The sequence below is a fragment of the Bacillus cereus group sp. N8 genome (assembly GCF_016483685.1).
GTDB lineage: Bacteria > Bacillota > Bacilli > Bacillales > Bacillaceae_G > Bacillus_A > Bacillus_A proteolyticus.
Map to the genome: position 1 here is coordinate 20,814 of NZ_JAEHBK010000003.1, position 16,607 is coordinate 37,420.

Below are 16,607 nucleotides of genomic sequence, written 5' to 3' on the forward strand. Positions count from 1 at the left end.
CAAAGTTAATTAAGCAAAAGATGAGGCCATTGCTTAATTATAGATCGGTAGCGGCTCAATACATCGAACGACCGAATACTTTAACCCGTAGTCCAGTTCTTTCATTGGGAACTAGGTAGAAACGCTCGGACCATATTACCGAGTATATACGAGTGATGTTATTTAAAATTATTATATTGATAATATAACAACCCTTTAGTGTATACGCAATCAAAATATGAACATTTTTAATAAATTTTATAAAAACGTTCGTTTTTAAAAGATTAAATAAGGTTTTTTTTATTTTTTATAGGATTCAGTCGTAAAAAAACTTAAATCTCCTATCTAAACTAGAATTAGTTCACTATCCAAAACAAATATTCACATTTCCAGTAGAAAAATCCCACAACATATCCTATATGTTGTGGGATTCATATTACGTATTTTTTAGAAATGAAGTCTTGATTAAGATTGTTAAATAACTTTATTCCAAATATGTAAGGGCTCTATACCCAATTTATTTCGTTACATTCCCAAATTCCGCTCTCGTCACTTTCGCCAAGTCATCCACTTTCAACTCAACTTGTATACCGATTTTCCCGCCGCTTACAATGATCGTTTCAAGCGATTGAGCACTACCATCGATACATGTAGAAAATAACTTCTTCATTCCTACTGGTGAGCAACCGCCGCGAATATATCCTGATACTTTCGTAATATCTTTTACAGGAATCATTTCAATTTTCTTTTCACTTACTGCTTTTGCGGCAGCTTTTAAATTTAGTTCCTCATCTACCGGGATGATAAAAACATGATAATTTTTACTATTCCCTTGAGCAATTAACGTTTTATATACTTCTCTCACTTCTCGTCCAATTTTCCCAGCAACTGAAACACCATCAATTTTCCCATCGTCCGGATTATATGACATCATCGAATATTCAATTTTTTCTTTATCTAATATTCGCATCGCATTAGTCTTATCTTTTTTCATAGCGCTCTCCTTAAAAGGTTATTTCATATTATTAAGTTTTATTATACACTCTTTTCCATTTCTCCTACATAACTTCACGTATTTTTCAAAACTGAAAATATTGATATTTCAAAAATCATCTGATATAATTTGGAAAAACTTATTGTTAAGGAGAGATTTCTAATGCAAAATTTTAATACTTCTTTCCAACTTCATCATCATACGTAACGCCGTGTATCCGAAGAAAAATTTTTCTTCGTGGGTACAGGGCTTTTCCTGTTGACCCACGAAGCGTTCATAAAGCTATGTGGGTATTTTTATACCTGCATAGCTTTTTTTAATTTAAAAAAGGAGTGATTTGGGTGGAAATGAAAAATGTAAAAGGAACGAAAGACTATTTACCAGAGGAACAAGCGCTGCGAAATAAAATTAAAAGAGCCTGTGAAGATACGTTTGAACGTTATGGCTGTAAACCGTTAGAGACACCAACGTTAAATATGTATGAACTTATGTCATACAAGTACGGCGGTGGTGATGAAATTTTAAAGGAAATATATACACTGCAAGATCAAGGAAAACGCGAGCTTGCTTTACGTTACGATTTAACAATTCCATTCGCAAAAGTCGTGGCGATGAATCCAAATATTCGCCTCCCTTTTAAACGTTATGAAATTGGGAAAGTATTTCGAGATGGTCCGATTAAACAAGGGAGATTTCGTGAGTTCATACAATGCGATGTTGATATAGTTGGTGTAGAATCAGTCATGGCCGAAGCTGAACTCATGAGCATGGCATTTGAACTGTTCCGAACGTTAAACTTAAAAGTAACGATTCAATATAATAACCGAAAATTATTAAATGGTATTCTCCAGTCTATTAACATCCCTACCGAATTAACGAGTGACATAATTTTATCATTGGATAAAATCGAAAAGATTGGGATTGATGGTGTACGAAAAGATGTATTGGAGCGCGGGATTACTGTAGAAATGGCCGATACAATATGTAATACTGTTTTATCTTGCCTAAAGCTCACTATTGCCGACTTTAAGGACACTTTCAATAATACACTTGTCGCCGATGGAGTAAACGAATTGCAACAATTACAGCAATATTTAATCGCCCTCGGAATAAATGAAAATGCTATATTCAATCCGTTTTTAGCACGAGGGCTCACGATGTACACAGGTACCGTGTATGAAATTTTTCTAAAAGACGGCTCGATTACATCCAGCATCGGTAGCGGTGGTCGATACGATAATATTATTGGGGCATTCCGTGGTGATAATATGAACTATCCAACAGTCGGTATTTCATTCGGATTAGATGTTATTTATACCGCGCTTCAAAAACAAGAAACAATAGCATCTACAGCAGATCTTTTTATCATCCCACTCGGGACAGAATTACAATGCTTACAAATCGCCCAGCAATTACGTTCTACTACTTCCTTAAAAATCGAGCTTGAACTAGCCGGACGTAAATTGAAACGTGCCCTTAATTATGCCAATAAAGAAAATATCCCGTATGTGCTTATCATTGGTGAAGAGGAACTATCTACAGAAACAGTTATGCTGCGAAATATGAAGGAAGGTAGTGAAGTAAAGGTTCCCCTTTCTTACTTACCTAATTATTTATAATACGAACCATCCTCATTTGGGTGGTTTTTCTTGTGCATAAAAGTGAAACTATAATCAGTGGGGGACACCCCCCACTGATTATTAGCCTTCATCAAACGGGCGTTTACGAGTAGCCCGACTCCCACAAATAGCGGGATAAAGAACTAATCAGTTAACATAATATAATTATCTATTTTCCCGAAATGTGAATACAAAAAAATATCCATTCACCACTATATTTGGTAACATATTCATACGTACATATTATTTAGGAGGAATTAACTTTGAAGACAGTCATAAAAGCATTGAAGTGGACTACAGGTATATCCCACCTTTTATTAATTCCTTATTATTTACATCAAGGAATAGTTGACTTATACGGGATACCGCTACTTATAGTAATCACTTTACATATCATTACAATTTTATTGGCTAAAAAGAAAGGCATGAAAACCTATTCTAATTATATAGGTATCCTAACTATTCTAGTTGCCTTCTTTCCTTATATAGCAATCGTTCTGCATATTATAGCAGCGATTTTCCTTTTATTAGATGCGGCTTCCGCGAACACAAAAGAAGTGTATGATTCATAGTAGATTGAAAAACAGAAGTTCGAGAAAAATTTTTCAATCATATACAAAAAAGAGGGCAGATATACATCTCCCTCTTGTGTCAAACTATTCTTGTTCTTGCTCGTCCAAAATCTTCTCAAACGCAGCAGATACTTTTTCAAATACTTCGTCACTCTCAATGTATGAGAATTCACTATCTTCTTCTACTTTTAAAAAGAAGATATCAATGTCTTCCTCAGTTTCTGTTTGAATATCTTCAACAAAGGCAACCGCAATATATTCTGCTCCTTCGACATCCATCGCTCCAAGTACTTCAACTTCTTGTTCTTCATTATTCTCGTCGCTAAGGCTAAAAACTTCGCCTACTTCAATATCTGACATATTCATTCTCCTCCTATCACACTCTAAAAAATAGAACGTTCAAATCGTATACTTACTAACATATCTTTCCATAAAAAGTTAAATTCATACAGAAAGAACAACAAATTTTCGCTGGTTTAGCATAAGTATCCAATTAATACTATAATCGATAAATATATATTTTCATACTAAAGAGACTTATGCAGCAATTCCAGTACATCTTTCATCGCAAAAGGCCCATCTTTTTTCACATGCTCAGCGAATTCCGAAACGAGACGTAACGTTTTCACACTTTCGATTGGATGCTCCCCTGACGCACTTTCAGCAGAAAGCATAACAGCATTCGTCCCGTCCAGTACAGCTTGAAATACATCAGTTACTTCAGCTCTTGTAGGAATAGAATGATCTACCATAGATTGAAGCATTTGTGTCGCTGTAATGACATATGTATTCGTTCGATTGCACTCACGAATCATCATTTTTTGCAAAAGCGGAATAAATTGATACGGTAATTCCACACCTAAATCTCCCCTTGCGATCATAATGCCATCCGCTTCTTTGCATATGTCTTGAAAATTCTCGATCGCTTCCATCGTTTCTATTTTTGCAATTAAATTAGGAGATGTTTCTTTATGTTCATGTATAAAACTTCGTATTTCCTTTATATGACTAGGTTTTCGAACGAAAGAACACGCAATAAAATCAACATTCTCTTCTAAAAGAAACTGAATATCTTTTTTATCTTTTTCTGTAATAGCTGGTAAACTAACTATTGTACCTGGTAAGTTTACCCCCTTATGAGAAGCAATATTTCCACCTGTTTTTATCCTCGTTTCTATTTTGTCCGCACTTACCTTTTCAACAATTAGTTCAACTTCTCCATCATTAATAAGAATTCTACTTCCAACTTTCACGTCATTCACAATCCCTACATAATCAACACTTGCTTCTTCTTTACTCCCTTGTACTGGATTGGTATGTAAAGTAAATAACTCCCCTGCTTCAAGTGTAATTGGTTCCTCTTTCATTTCACCCAATCTTATTTTAGGACCTTGTGCATCCCCTAGAATTTTAATAGAATCATCTAACGATTTTACTAAACGCATGATTGTTTTATGACTTTCATGCGTGCCATGTGATAAATTTAATCGAACAATTTTCATACCATTGTTTATTAACTGCGCTAATGTTTCTTCATTATTACTCGCTGGCCCAATTGTACAAACTCGATCAATTGTCATGTTCCCACCATCCTTTTTCTAATGTTTCCCATAAAATAAAGAAAAGATTCTTTTTATAGGAAAGACTGTGTAACTAAGGATGCAAAGAGGTTTTATATGAAGAGAATATTTTGCTGAAGAAATAGCTTGAATTTAACTTTTTGTGCCCAGTATTTTGACTCAATTATTATTGTTAGTTTCGTGGTAATAGGGTACTACTAATAATAAATTTTGTTTACATACGAACGGTAGATTGAGATATCGAAAACAACCTATGGAGGAACCACAATGACTAATCTTCGTAAAAAGATAATAGGACTAACTTTAGCAGGAACGATAGCTATAGGTACATTAGCAGCAGGAATCATGATGAACGATAACGAGGTAAAAGCTGAGGTGAAAAAAGCAGAAAAGCAACCTAAAAATGTAATTTTCATGGTTATAGATGGGACAAGTTCTTCTGCTACAACATTGGCTCGGTGGTATAAAGGTTCACCTCTTACACTAGATCAAATTGTATCCGGAGGTGTTCGTACGTATTCCGCAGAATCAGCTATTACGGACTCTGCACCGGCAGCCACAGCTTTAGCGACAGGAAACAAATCAAATTCAGGTTACGTGGGCGTATTACCTTCTGTTGTGAATTCACCTGGCTTAGAACCAGTGAAAGAAGAATGCAAGTTTCATCCAGTTGCCAACGTCTTAGAAGGCGCAAAACGTTCCGGCCGTGCGACAGGAATCATTGCTACCTCAGAAATTCAGCATGCTACTCCTGCTAGTTTCTCTGCCCACCACGTTAACCGTAAAAATTTCGAAGTGCTTGGTGAACAGCAAGTTTATCAAAATATGGAAGTTGTTTTAGGTGGTGGAAAGGCAGCGCTTCAGCCGACGACAAGCAATGGAATTCGTAAAGACAACGAAGATTTAGTAAAAGTCATTCGAGACAGAGGCTACGACTTTGTCGAAACAAAAGATGCGTTATTAAACTCTAAATCAAATAAAATCTGGGGTTCTTTCTCTAATACTGCCCTTGCGTTCGATATGGATCGTAGAATAACCAATCCTAAGCAGCCAACTCTTTCCCAGATGACAAGCAAAGCCATTCAAACATTATCAAAAGATAAAGATGGTTTCTTCTTATTCGTTGAAGGCAGTAAGTCAGATTGGGCAGCACATGCAAATGACCCAATCGGGATGATTAGCGATGTATTGGCGTTTGATGATGCAGTTACAGAAGCATTAGAATTTGCGAAGAAAGATGGTAACACTATGGTTATTGCTTTAGCGGATCATGGTAATAGCGGTATTTCCATTGGTAACAGTAATACAACAAAAGGATATGATACTACACCAGTATCAGCTTACATTGCCCCACTGAAAAAGGCGAAAATGACACTTGAAGGTGCTACAAATAAACTAAAAGATGATTTATCTAATATAAAAGAAGTAGCTGCACTTTATGGTTTAGACAACCTAACTAATGATGAAAGAGAAAAGTTAAAAACTGCAAATAAGAAAACTGATGTAGGTCCAATTCTTACTAAATTATTGGCCAACCGTGCGAACATCGGTTTTACAACTGGTGGGCATACAGGTGAAGATGTATTCTTATACTCTTACGGTCCTCAAAAGCCATACGGTTTAGTCCAAAATACAGACATTGCGAAAATAATGGCTAAAGCAATGGGCTTTCAATTAGAAGAAATAACTAAGAAATTATTCTTAGATGCTGAAACATCCTTTAAACAAATTGGTTCAAATGTAACGATTGACAAGCAAGATGCACTTAACCCTGTGCTTGTAGTAAAACGCAATAATACGGAGGCCAAATTGTTTGTTAATAAAAACATTATCTATATTGGTGGGAAAGATTATGAATTAGGAGGCATCGTTGTAGAGAGCAACGGGAAATTCTATGTACCTGCAAAAGCAATTCAACTATTTTTAAGACACTCTCTCTAAAAAAGATTGCCTCTTAAGAGGCAATCTTTTTTTCTTTTTCAAATTTTTATTAAGTATGAAATTTATGTTTTTGTAGCCTCTCTCCATCAAAGAGCTATTTCTGTTTTGGCATTGTTCACTATAAAACATATACAGTTTCATATGGTAACGATCGAAAAAAAATTCCATCCTTGTATAATACACATCACATAATACGATTATAATGAATAATAACTACGTTGCATATGTTGTGCTTGTATAGCCTGATAAACAAGCTAGAATTATACTTTGCGCTGGCCCCTGTCCTCCTAAAGGGCGCATTTGCGTTTCATTGTAAAAATAATTGCAAAGCATTCTTTATTCACCTCACCTCTGCATATATTTTTGTCTTCATGTTTCATACTATGAATATTGAATTAAAGTGGACAATTCCTGAGACTTATCATCTTGCAATCCCTAAATTTCTTTCTATTCAATAAGATGAATCAAATGTAAAATAAAAGTTAATTTCAAGACAAACCATTGAGATTTTTGAAATTTTCATATATTGTTTCAATTGGGTTTAAACTCTCGAATGTAAGAGGTGTTATTTATGAAAAAGATATATCTTATTATCGGTATTTTACTAGTTTCGATACTTATAATTTATATTTTGTTCAATACTTCAATTATACAAAGCCCGAATTTATCTCACGCACCTTCTAAAGAAAAGATGAAAGAAGAAAAACAGAGAGAGCCGCAAACTAACACCGTTTCTTACGGCCTAAAGGATGATCAAGGTCAACATATCGACAATGGAAGTGAAATTATTAGTGAGAATAATAAGATCAACGTATCGTTATCATTTGTACATAATATTAATGAAGACCGAAAATATGGATTGATTGTTTTAGAAGATTACGAACAAAAGTCTTTTAAAATAGACTACGCTCCAAATGCGGTATCCCACTATTCTTTCGATATAAAGCCCAACAGTTCGCTCACTACTAAAATCCATTTACAAATTTCTCCTACTGCTAGGGAATTAACCTTTTTAATAATTAAAAAACCTGAATATAAATTAAAAGATAATGACCTAAATAAAGCAGCTATATTAGAAGAGGTTCTAAGTATGCGATATTCGATTAATACTCATCATAAAGATAATGAGAAAATACAACTTACTCTTGTACAGCCGAAAACTGTTTTAAAAGATGATCTTTATGAACCATTATTTGTTACTAGAAATGAGGAAAAACTACAAGCAGTGCTCTCTGAGAATGAAGGTAAAGAGCTAACTATATCTAGCGGAAATGAAACGACAGAAGAAATGAGTTATGCAATCGTGGCCTTTAAAGATTGGGAGCAAGTTGAACTATTAAATAACCAAAAAGTTGCTTATACTACGGTCGCTCCTGAAACGAGACAAATTTTTAATTTCACATTACCTATAGTGGAACAAGAAAGTAATTTCCAATTAGTTGCTTTTCCATTTCCTTATAAAGTCAGCAAAAATAATTATATGAGCCAACAAGCATTCGGTTCATTTCGCATCGTAATTAAAAATGAACATTAATAGAGTCAGACTAGCTATGGCCAGCCTCGCATACTACCTCAACAAACTAAGAAGGCCTACTCATACGAGTAGGCTTGTTTGAAACTATGAAAGCTTAGTCAATAACTGATTTAAATCCTTTTTCGTTTTCGTCGTTAATGACTTCATTTTATTAACATCTATCTTTTCTTTTTCCGCTCTTATAATTAATGGATACAAACTTTGTTCAATTGTTTTGTATTCAGTTGGATGTGATGCCTCTATATCTTTTTCAATTACATCCCACTTCTCATTAATTTGTTTTCCAAGTTTATTTACTGTTTCTAATTTAGGATTCGCAGCTAATTGCTTGTCTAAGCTGTCAACTAACGCAACAACTTCTTTTACACTTGTTTTCACAGCAACACTTTTCTTCGGATCTTTCGTTGTGTTCCCACTAGTAGTTTGATCATTCGTTTTTCCTGTCGTTTCTTTTTCTTTTGTTTTCACATTCTCGTTTTGAGTTGATGTTTTACCGTTACTTTCTGTTCCTGATGATTCTTTTGTATTTTTTGCTTCCTTATCTGTTTTTTCATTTGAAGAAGTATTTGTTTCTTTTTCATTATCTTTCGTTGTTTTTGACGTTTCGTCTGTACTTGTCGTTTTTGCTTCTCCATCATTTTGTGCAGTTACTTGCTCCTTCTTTTCTGTCTCTTTATCTGCCGAAGGGCTACAAGCTGCCATAGTAAGCATTGTACCAATTGTTATCGATGCGATAGCGACCTTTTTCATTTTCATATAAATCCCCCTATGTTTACGTAATTTATCCTCCCCTTTACGATTCGATTTCCCCTTAAAAAATCCCTTTTCACATGAATTACCATCTTTCCGACAGTAATCTTCATAATAATACGTACAAAAACTGATAAGCCGATTTGAATATTCGAGTTTCTTCTACTTCATTTTTCTGCTCTGTAGTAAAAGAAAAAGAGTATATTGTCACATCAAGAATTACTATCTTCATATGACGATATGCTCTCCTATCAAATTTTTATCTTTCTTGACATTTTATTTATAAAAAAAAATAAAATATTTTTGTTTCTCAACACATGTTAACATAATATTATTATGAATAACCTCCGTTCGAATGAATGACTTGCCCAGTAATCCACTTCGCTTCTTCACTTACTAAAAAGGAAATTAAACGGGCAGCATCCACTGGTTCTCCAACTCTACCTTGCGGGAATTTCCAGACTAAATGATGCTTTAATTCCTCTGTAATCCATCCTGTATTCGTTGGTCCTGGATCAACAGCATTAACTATAATCCCCTTCTCCATAGCAACTGGTGCAACTGACTTTGTAAATGCTTCTATTGCTCCCTTTGTTGCTGCGTATGCCAATTCATCTGGCATTGGTCCCAATGATTGCCCAGAAGTAAGATTTATAATACTACCACTCGTTTTAAGTGAAAAATGTTTAATAAATAATGAACTTAATAACATAGTAGCACGCACATTGACCGTGTAATGTTTATCTAACTGTTCTACATCTAACTCTTCAATTTTCGTATGAGTAGAATACGCCGCATTATTAATAAGAATAGATGGCTCACCTAAACGTTCTGATACCATATACAATACACGATTAGGCGAATAAGACTGCGATAAGTTGATCTCTGCCATTTCACATCGAACACCGTAACTTTCAATCTCCTTTTTCAACAAAAAGGGCTCTTGATCATTTATTCCCCATGGCATCGCTTTATCATACTGAGACCAGTACGTGAAAAAAATGTCTATCCCCTTTCGAGCAAGCACCTTGCATACAGCTGCACCAATTCCATTCAGACGAGTTGCCCCTGTTACAATTGCTATTTTCTTCACCTTTTCTCCTCCATCTATGGATAAATCCCCTGCACGAATACAGAGGATCTACCTTCTTAATTAATATTTGACAATATGCGTTCTGCACCTATTTTTAAAATTTTAATAAAGATATAATTTACAATCGTAAACATTATAAATAAAACAATAAACATAACCCACAGTCCTACTTGAAGGAAGAAGTATAATACACTTACTCCCGCTACAATAACTAAAGCTATTAAAATATTAGCTAAAAAATTCCATAAAGTTGTATATCGACTTTTAAATAATTTCTGTTCGGTATCCCAATGTATATCTGCAGTTTGTGCATCCCAGCGTGTACCGATTAAATTAATTAACAATAACCCGTTCGCACTTAGCAAGTACCAAAGTATCATAAAGACTGGTGAAACTCCCGCTACAACTGCCATCGTAATACCGAATACTGCTAAAATGATTACATTAATTAACCAAGCCGTGATTGCTTTCGCAAAAAAGATATCTGAAGCTTTTACTGGTAAGTAACGATTCACAAACCAAGAGCTTCCATCTCGTGAAAATGACGTTGTTGCAATAACGTTACTCCCCATTAAAAATAAGGATGCACAAAGGCCAACACCAATCGCGAAACCTGCTGATTCTGGATTATTAATGTATCCTGTAATCCACTTTAAATTTCCATCTTGTACGAATAAAACAAAGAACAGCATAATTGGCATAACGAAAGTTTGCACAATGCAATTTAAGAAAAATTGCGGTGTACGGAATAACGTATTAAATTCTTTTTTCACAAATGCTTTTAAATGTGAACTTTGTACCGTTGATTTCTGTAAACCTTCCGACGTAATAGCTTGTTTCTTTGCTGTACTCGTTGAAAGTCCAATAACCCCTTTTAAATATGTACGCTCTGAAATATAATAAAACAACACAAAAAATACAAATGAAATAACTGCAAAGATCATTACGTATAAAGGACCCTTCCAATTCGCATTTTCTACCAATGCGACTGCTCCAAAATATGTAGTTGGAAAATAATTTGTCATTTGTATTAAAAGAGAAGATTCGTTGTTCGCAAGGTAATTCGTAATTGCATCTTCAGAAAACGAACTTTTATTTCTCCACTGCAAAAATACATTAATTCCTACAATAAATAGTATACTTACGATTCCAATAAATATATTGCCTCGGTCTTTATTTTTCGCTATATTTGTATACCTCATAATAACTGTCATCAGTAACGAAGCTAATACTAACGGCACAATCGGGAAGAGTAAGTAAATAAAAATCATGTATATGTAATATGTAATAAATGCGCCACTTTTCAAACCGTACGTAATAAAGATTGGTAATAAAATGAATGAACTCATTACGTATTGTGTAATTAATACCGTTAAAAATTTTGCCGAGATAATTTGTGCTGGTTTTAATGGTAACGGCAGTAACATTTCAATGTCATTACTGTAATAAAATACGGTTAAAATGTTCGTTATACTCATTAAAAATACCCATATACTCGCAATCGCAAGTCCCATTGCGATAATCATTCCTGGGTCTTGCCCTAAATGTTTCATCCCCTCATACATCGCGTGCGTTATAGAACCAAATATTAAAAAGCCAACAAATAAAATAGCTGCAAAGGAGAATAAATATGCCCATCGTTTCTTCTTATCAGTTATAAAATCTGCATAATTTAATTTCAATAATACCTTCGTTAACGTCCAAATTTTACTCATTACCCGTCATCTCCAAGAACATTTTTTCAAGTGATTCATTGGATTTAAAATGATCTCTCATTTCATTTAAATTTCCTTTAAACTGAAGATTTCCCTTATTAATAATAGCAACACGGTCACATATTTTTTCCGCAACTTCTAATACGTGTGTAGAGAAAAATACAATCTTCCCTTTATCTGCATGTTCTCTCATCATTTCTTTCAAAATATATGCAGATTTCGGATCAAGACCTGTTAACGGTTCATCTAAAATCCATACATCTGGCTCGTGCACGAGCACACCAATAATAACGATTTTTTGTCTCATACCGTGCGAGTAACTTTGAATTTGATCAGATAAAGCATTATAAAGATCAAACTTCTTCGCTAACGACTCTATTCGCTCTTGCCTTTGTTCTTTCGGCACTTCATACATATCTGCCATAAAGTTTAAATATTCGATTCCTTTCAATCGCAAAAACATATCTGGACTATCCGGAACATATCCAAACGTCTTTTTCGCTTCCATCGGCTCTTTCATAATATCTTTGCCATTGATCGTAATGGTCCCTTTGTCCACCCCATGAATACCAGTAATCATCTTAATTGTCGTTGATTTACCAGCACCATTCGGTCCTAAAAATCCAAAGATTTCTCCGCTAGGCACAGATAAACTTAAATCTTTTACTGCATAGGTAGACCCATTATAACTTTTTGACACATTCGTAATTTCAATCATTATATCCAATCCTTTCCTTAATTACCAATTAACTATATTAATATTATAGCATAATTCTATTTTTAGATTTTTACATTTTTCAGTTTATTTAACCTTTAAAATAAATGTACACTCCTAATCCAACGATTAAAACAACGGCTAGTATAATATAAATCATCGTAAGCCGTTTAATATTCCCTTTCGTCGCTTTACTATAATTCGCATCACCATTTCGCCCAATTAACACCGTTGCAATTACAGTAATCACTACAAGTAATATAACGATCATTATCCCAGTTAACATTCCTTCCTCCCCCTCCTCACAACCATTTTACAATATTATCCTCTTTATTTCGCAGTATATTTAGTCTTTTTACTATTATTATGAAAAGAATCGGAAAACTATTATTACCATTCATATCCATATGTGATATATTTATAACATAACGTGATTTATTTCTAACATCGAAAGGAGAATCTATCGTGAAAACAACTTGGATAAAATATTTAGGATTTCTCGGTTTCTTCGGTTTCCTCGGCTTTTTTTATGAAAAAGGATTGTTTACTATGTTCTGTTTCTTCTCCTTTTTCACAACATATAGAACGGTTCAACACGATGAACTGTTTGAACAAATCGTCAATAAATCGTGCCGCAATGCATTTATCGTTACATTACTAACTACCGCTATCATTATGTTTATTGAAATGTTATTTCCAAACCCGGCGCTACAAGAGATTGATATCGCTCTTATTTTCGGCACACTTATTCTTACGTTTGGGTTCTCTATGTTCTTTTACGATAAACCTGTTGATGAAATGGAAGATGCACCATGGCGTTCGTAACGAAGATAAAAGAATACCGCGCCAAATTGAATATGACACAAGAAGATTTAGCGAAAAGTGTTGGTGTACGCCGTGAAACGATTAGCCATCTCGAAAAAGGGAAATACAACCCTTCCTTGCAGCTTGCTCATGATATTGCGAAGGTACTTCATAGTACGATTGATGAGATTTTTATTTTTGAGGATTAATGTAAAAAAAGCCCTTATAATAAAGGTCTTTTTTGTCATAACATGTCGTTAAAACGATATCTCTTGTCGAAACGTCGATACGATTTCATTCAGATTAGGAACAGACTACACTTTTTCCGCAGTATCTACAATCCCTAAAATTTGCAGCAAACTCTCCACTTCATAAGTCGGCTTAACACTTGTCTTGTTTTCTTTCAGACTCGGATTATACCAACAAGTATCAATACCGTAATCTTCTCCGCCTTTCATATCAGAAGTTAAGGAATCTCCAACCATTAGTACACTGGATTTATCAGTAATTCCAAACTTTTCAAATGCATAATCAAAAATCTCACGTGCTGGTTTTTGATGGCCAACCTCTTCTGAAATAATAATATGTTCAAAGAGGTTACATACAGGCGAATTTCCAATTCTTGATTGTTGCACCTTAGTATATCCATTCGTAATAATACCTAACTTGCAATCTTGAAGGTTCTCACATAATTGCACTGCACCTTCTATAAGATGTACTTCTTTCCCTAAGTTTTCAAGGTATACATCACTAAATTGCTGTGCATCTACTTCTATATTATGAAGTGCAAATAATTGTCTAAATCGGTCTACCGCTAATTCACTTAGCGTAATCATTTTATTTTCTAAATCTCTCCATAATCCATTACTAATCTCTTTATAACTTGCAAGATAATCATCATATCCTGTAGGCATGCCGAACTGTACAAACGCGTTATGTAATGCGTTCCTTTCCGTTTCAGGGAAATCTAATAATGTATCGTCTACGTCGAATAGTATTACTTTGTATTTCATGATGTTCTCCTCAATTCCTAATTTAAAAACTTCATTCTCATAGCTTAATTATAAGCTTATATATATTTCATTATAAAGTGCTTTGACTCGCTCTTTATAGAATACACCTTTATCTTCTATTTTCAAATGTGCTATAAATAAGTTTGCAAGCATGACCGCTGTATCTAACCTATAAAATAAACTAACAATATGCGGGGTAGCGTTAAAGATACTATCATTCTTATATCCCGCTTTAAATTCTTCCCAATTAACCTCATTCGTTTCAGCTATTCTCATAAGCTCCAATAATGGATGACCAATTAGAGCGTTATCCCAATCAACTATCGCTTTAACTTCTCCATTATATCCAATTAAGTTTGCTGGTCGAATGTCCATATGCAATAAACTCTTTATATGATCAGCCCTACTAAGAATATGTTTAATTGTTTGTACATCCGGAAGTTTAATCCCACAATCTGTAATTGTATTAAACCCTTCCACTCTTTTCACAATGCGTTCCGCTATATACTTACTAATCGGCTCTCTAATGTTCTGCTCATATTGTAAACCATCGATTGGTATACTATGAAGCTCACTAACTAACTTCCCTATTTTACATGCAGAAATTGGCATATGATCAGTAGATACATAATCCGATATTAAAAAATCAAGTTCGGCAGAAAGATGCAATTCATGTATCTTTGGCACTGGAATACCTTTTGAATAACAAAACTTAGAAAGCTCTGTTTCCTTTTGCAAAGAAATCCGGCTATTAAATAAATCTTCATTTATATTTTCTACTTCACGTTCCCACGGCACTCGAAAAGCTAAAGCTCCCTTTTCTGAATCTCCGCGAAAAACAATATTTTGCACTCCCGTTCCAATCACCTTTAAATTCTGAACAGCTAGTTCCTTATAATCTTGACTTAGTATTGTTGATAGCTTTCCTCTTAACCCCTCTGCTTTTAAACGTGTATGAATCATTTTATCCCCCGATTCGTAAGTTCTTTTCATCCATTTTCTCCCCGGTGCACAACAATCCTCATAAGCAAAATTATAGCAACAATAATAAAAGGAGGCTAATCCAATCAGCCTCCCTCCTCATTATTTATCTTCTAGCAATAATTCTTTCATTTCCTCTAACGATTCCTTCGTAAAGCCAAGAGCTTTTTCAGCGTATACTTCAACTGATCCATATTGCTTTTTAACTTCATCAATCGCAGCTTGTAAATATTCAGCACGAGCTTCAAACATTGCACCTAATATTGCTCTACTTTCGTCGTTCTGTAATTTCGCACCTAAAAATGCCATCATTTTTTCATTTAACTTTTCACGGAAACCGTTACTTAGTAAGTAGTCTTTCATTACTGTTTCTTCTGATACACCTAATAGAAGTAATAATAATGCAGAACCAAATCCTGTACGGTCTTTTCCAGCTGTACAGTGGTTTACTAACGGTAAGTTTTCTGGACTTTGAGCGAGTTGTAAGAAGCTCACAAACGCCTCATTACCACTTACGAAATCTTGATTCATTTTCACAAGGTATTCGCCTGGTTTGCCTAATACTGATAAATCACCCACTTGGAAAAACTCATTTATATTTAAATCTTTCGCTAAGTCTTGCATAACTGGTAAGCATACTTGACGAGCGCCTGTAATACCTGGATTTGGCTTATGTTTCACTTCAAAATCTGTACGATAATCACAAATTAATTTTAAGCCAGACTTCTGTAAATACTCGATATCCCATTCTGTTAATCCTGCTAATTCTTCCGAACGATATAATTTACCCCATCTTACTTTACGGCCTTCAGTCGTTTCATACCCTCCCATATCACGGAAGTTAAACGCACCTTGTAATGGTAATCTACGCTCAGCTACTGTCACTGCTTGTCCATTACTTCCTACTAACCTAAAATATGGACGCTCATTTTCACTTATGTTTTCAATTGTATGTGATGATTCTCCATTTACCGTTGCAAGTAATTCTCCATTCTCTTCAATATACTCTGGTGAAGTACTCCAATAAATACGAACTTCTTCTATATTATTTTCCCACTTTATATGTAACGTATTATCTTCATTTCGTTCTACAGTTGCTTGTAGCCAATTTCTTTGCTGCTCCATTCTCTCACCAACACTTTCTTTGTATAGTCTAATCCTTCTCTATTGTATTATAGGAACGCTTGCTTTGTCGTTTCGATTTTTCTTTTTATCTTACAAACATGCAAAAAGTTCTTTTATTTGTTCATAAGTTGTACACGGATTCCCTCGAAATACATCTGGATAGAGTAAAGTGACTGAATGAAAAGTTTACAT

18 protein-coding genes, 1 pseudogene and 1 riboswitch are annotated in these 16,607 nt (G+C 34.5%); of the genes and pseudogenes, 6 read left to right on the plus strand and 13 right to left on the minus strand.

Annotated features, from left to right (window positions below; translation table 11 throughout):
• Positions 1-68: 68 nt before the first annotated feature.
• Positions 69-172, minus strand: a riboswitch (purine riboswitch).
• 324 nt (positions 173-496) lie between these two features.
• Complete coding sequence (gene ybaK, locus JDS80_RS06415) at positions 497-973, minus strand: Cys-tRNA(Pro) deacylase (RefSeq protein WP_199637525.1); 477 nt, start codon at positions 971-973, stop codon at positions 497-499.
• 341 nt (positions 974-1,314) lie between these two features.
• Between ybaK and JDS80_RS06420 the strand changes: the two genes are divergently transcribed.
• Positions 1,315-2,592, plus strand: a complete 1,278-nt coding sequence (locus JDS80_RS06420; protein WP_199637527.1) for a histidine--tRNA ligase — start codon at positions 1,315-1,317, stop codon at positions 2,590-2,592.
• A 263-nt stretch (positions 2,593-2,855) separates the two neighbouring features.
• Complete coding sequence (locus tag JDS80_RS06425) at positions 2,856-3,164, plus strand: hypothetical protein (protein WP_071744144.1); 309 nt, start codon at positions 2,856-2,858, stop codon at positions 3,162-3,164.
• 84 nt (positions 3,165-3,248) lie between these two features.
• On the opposite strand, the gene JDS80_RS06430 is transcribed toward JDS80_RS06425, so the two are convergent.
• Both JDS80_RS06430 and JDS80_RS06435 read right to left on the minus strand, forming a co-directional pair.
• Positions 3,249-3,524, minus strand: coding sequence for a DUF1292 domain-containing protein (locus tag JDS80_RS06430; protein ID WP_071744143.1), 276 nt, complete (start codon positions 3,522-3,524; stop codon positions 3,249-3,251).
• Positions 3,525-3,691: 167 nt separating this feature from the next.
• A complete protein-coding gene (locus JDS80_RS06435; RefSeq protein ID WP_199637529.1) occupies positions 3,692-4,744 on the minus strand; it encodes a pyruvate kinase in 1,053 nt (350 codons plus the stop codon).
• Between the two features lie 267 nt (positions 4,745-5,011).
• Here JDS80_RS06435 and JDS80_RS06440 point away from each other — a divergent pair, with 267 nt between their 5' ends.
• Positions 5,012-6,685, plus strand: a complete 1,674-nt coding sequence (locus JDS80_RS06440; protein ID WP_199637532.1) for an alkaline phosphatase — start codon at positions 5,012-5,014, stop codon at positions 6,683-6,685.
• 118 nt (positions 6,686-6,803) lie between these two features.
• Here JDS80_RS06440 and JDS80_RS32090 read toward each other — a convergent pair.
• Positions 6,804-7,018, minus strand: a pseudogene (locus JDS80_RS32090) (DUF3947 family protein).
• 238 nt (positions 7,019-7,256) lie between these two features.
• Here JDS80_RS32090 and JDS80_RS06445 point away from each other — a divergent pair.
• Positions 7,257-8,219 carry a hypothetical protein gene (locus JDS80_RS06445; RefSeq protein WP_199637534.1) on the plus strand — a complete coding sequence of 321 codons (963 nt, stop codon included), beginning with the start codon at positions 7,257-7,259 and terminating at the stop codon, positions 8,217-8,219.
• Positions 8,220-8,303: 84 nt separating this feature from the next.
• Here the strand turns inward: JDS80_RS06445 and JDS80_RS06450 are convergent, their stop codons facing one another.
• The 6 genes from JDS80_RS06450 to JDS80_RS06470 all read right to left on the minus strand — a co-directional run bounded on the left by JDS80_RS06450 (position 8,304) and on the right by JDS80_RS06470 (position 12,778).
• Positions 8,304-8,975, minus strand: a complete 672-nt coding sequence (locus tag JDS80_RS06450; RefSeq protein ID WP_199637536.1) for a hypothetical protein — start codon at positions 8,973-8,975, stop codon at positions 8,304-8,306.
• Between the two features lie 103 nt (positions 8,976-9,078).
• Positions 9,079-9,201 carry a hypothetical protein gene (locus JDS80_RS31935; RefSeq protein WP_083596109.1) on the minus strand — a complete coding sequence of 41 codons (123 nt, stop codon included), beginning with the start codon at positions 9,199-9,201 and terminating at the stop codon, positions 9,079-9,081.
• Between the two features lie 102 nt (positions 9,202-9,303).
• Positions 9,304-10,062 carry an SDR family oxidoreductase gene (locus JDS80_RS06455; RefSeq protein ID WP_199637538.1) on the minus strand — a complete coding sequence of 253 codons (759 nt, stop codon included), beginning with the start codon at positions 10,060-10,062 and terminating at the stop codon, positions 9,304-9,306.
• Positions 10,063-10,118: 56 nt separating this feature from the next.
• Complete coding sequence (locus JDS80_RS06460) at positions 10,119-11,777, minus strand: putative ABC transporter permease subunit (RefSeq protein WP_199637540.1); 1,659 nt, start codon at positions 11,775-11,777, stop codon at positions 10,119-10,121.
• Positions 11,770-12,495, minus strand: a complete 726-nt coding sequence (locus JDS80_RS06465) for an ABC transporter ATP-binding protein (protein ID WP_071744137.1) — start codon at positions 12,493-12,495, stop codon at positions 11,770-11,772. Before JDS80_RS06465 ends, JDS80_RS06460 begins: the two co-directional genes overlap by 8 nt.
• Before the next feature lie 88 nt (positions 12,496-12,583).
• On the minus strand, positions 12,584-12,778 hold the full coding sequence (locus tag JDS80_RS06470) for a hypothetical protein (protein WP_000955218.1): 195 nt from the start codon (positions 12,776-12,778) through the stop codon (positions 12,584-12,586).
• Positions 12,779-12,957: 179 nt separating this feature from the next.
• Between JDS80_RS06470 and JDS80_RS06475 the strand changes: the two genes are divergently transcribed.
• The gene (locus JDS80_RS06475) at positions 12,958-13,317 is read left to right on the plus strand and encodes a DUF3796 domain-containing protein (protein WP_000859232.1); all 360 of its coding nucleotides are present in this window, start codon (positions 12,958-12,960) and stop codon (positions 13,315-13,317) included.
• Positions 13,305-13,505: a helix-turn-helix transcriptional regulator gene (locus JDS80_RS06480; protein ID WP_071744136.1), complete on the plus strand. Its 201-nt coding sequence runs from the start codon at positions 13,305-13,307 to the stop codon at positions 13,503-13,505. Before JDS80_RS06475 ends, JDS80_RS06480 begins: the two co-directional genes overlap by 13 nt.
• Positions 13,506-13,610: 105 nt before the next feature.
• Here JDS80_RS06480 and JDS80_RS06485 read toward each other — a convergent pair whose 3' ends face one another.
• From JDS80_RS06485 to JDS80_RS06495, 3 genes are all read right to left on the minus strand, one after another.
• Positions 13,611-14,309, minus strand: a complete 699-nt coding sequence (locus JDS80_RS06485) for a YjjG family noncanonical pyrimidine nucleotidase (RefSeq protein WP_199637543.1) — start codon at positions 14,307-14,309, stop codon at positions 13,611-13,613.
• Positions 14,310-14,357: 48 nt separating this feature from the next.
• Positions 14,358-15,302, minus strand: coding sequence for a phosphotransferase family protein (locus JDS80_RS06490; protein ID WP_071744134.1), 945 nt, complete (start codon positions 15,300-15,302; stop codon positions 14,358-14,360).
• A 90-nt stretch (positions 15,303-15,392) separates the two neighbouring features.
• Positions 15,393-16,415, minus strand: a complete 1,023-nt coding sequence (locus JDS80_RS06495) for a tyrosine-protein phosphatase (RefSeq protein WP_199637545.1) — start codon at positions 16,413-16,415, stop codon at positions 15,393-15,395.
• Positions 16,416-16,607: the final 192 nt, after the last annotated feature.

Excerpts from the sequence above, each read along its gene's own strand:
- JDS80_RS06450 (WP_199637536.1), bottom strand. The coding sequence starts at position 8,975 with ATGAAAATGAAAAAGGTCGCTATCGCATCGATAACAATTGGTACAATG.
- JDS80_RS06490 (WP_071744134.1), bottom strand. The coding sequence starts at position 15,302 with ATGAAAAGAACTTACGAATCGGGGGATAAAATGATTCATACACGTTTA.
- JDS80_RS06435 (WP_199637529.1), bottom strand. The coding sequence starts at position 4,744 with ATGACAATTGATCGAGTTTGTACAATTGGGCCAGCGAGTAATAATGAA.
- JDS80_RS06480 (WP_071744136.1), top strand. The coding sequence starts at position 13,305 with ATGGCGTTCGTAACGAAGATAAAAGAATACCGCGCCAAATTGAATATG.
- JDS80_RS31935 (WP_083596109.1), bottom strand. The coding sequence starts at position 9,201 with ATGAAGATAGTAATTCTTGATGTGACAATATACTCTTTTTCTTTTACT.
- JDS80_RS06465 (WP_071744137.1), bottom strand. The coding sequence starts at position 12,495 with ATGATTGAAATTACGAATGTGTCAAAAAGTTATAATGGGTCTACCTAT.
- JDS80_RS06430 (WP_071744143.1), bottom strand. The coding sequence starts at position 3,524 with ATGTCAGATATTGAAGTAGGCGAAGTTTTTAGCCTTAGCGACGAGAAT.
- JDS80_RS06460 (WP_199637540.1), bottom strand. The coding sequence starts at position 11,777 with ATGAGTAAAATTTGGACGTTAACGAAGGTATTATTGAAATTAAATTAT.
- JDS80_RS06445 (WP_199637534.1), top strand. The coding sequence starts at position 7,257 with ATGAAAAAGATATATCTTATTATCGGTATTTTACTAGTTTCGATACTT.
- JDS80_RS06495 (WP_199637545.1), bottom strand. The coding sequence starts at position 16,415 with ATGGAGCAGCAAAGAAATTGGCTACAAGCAACTGTAGAACGAAATGAA.
- ybaK (WP_199637525.1), bottom strand. The coding sequence starts at position 973 with ATGAAAAAAGATAAGACTAATGCGATGCGAATATTAGATAAAGAAAAA.
- JDS80_RS06470 (WP_000955218.1), bottom strand. The coding sequence starts at position 12,778 with ATGTTAACTGGGATAATGATCGTTATATTACTTGTAGTGATTACTGTA.
- JDS80_RS06485 (WP_199637543.1), bottom strand. The coding sequence starts at position 14,309 with ATGAAATACAAAGTAATACTATTCGACGTAGACGATACATTATTAGAT.
- JDS80_RS06440 (WP_199637532.1), top strand. The coding sequence starts at position 5,012 with ATGACTAATCTTCGTAAAAAGATAATAGGACTAACTTTAGCAGGAACG.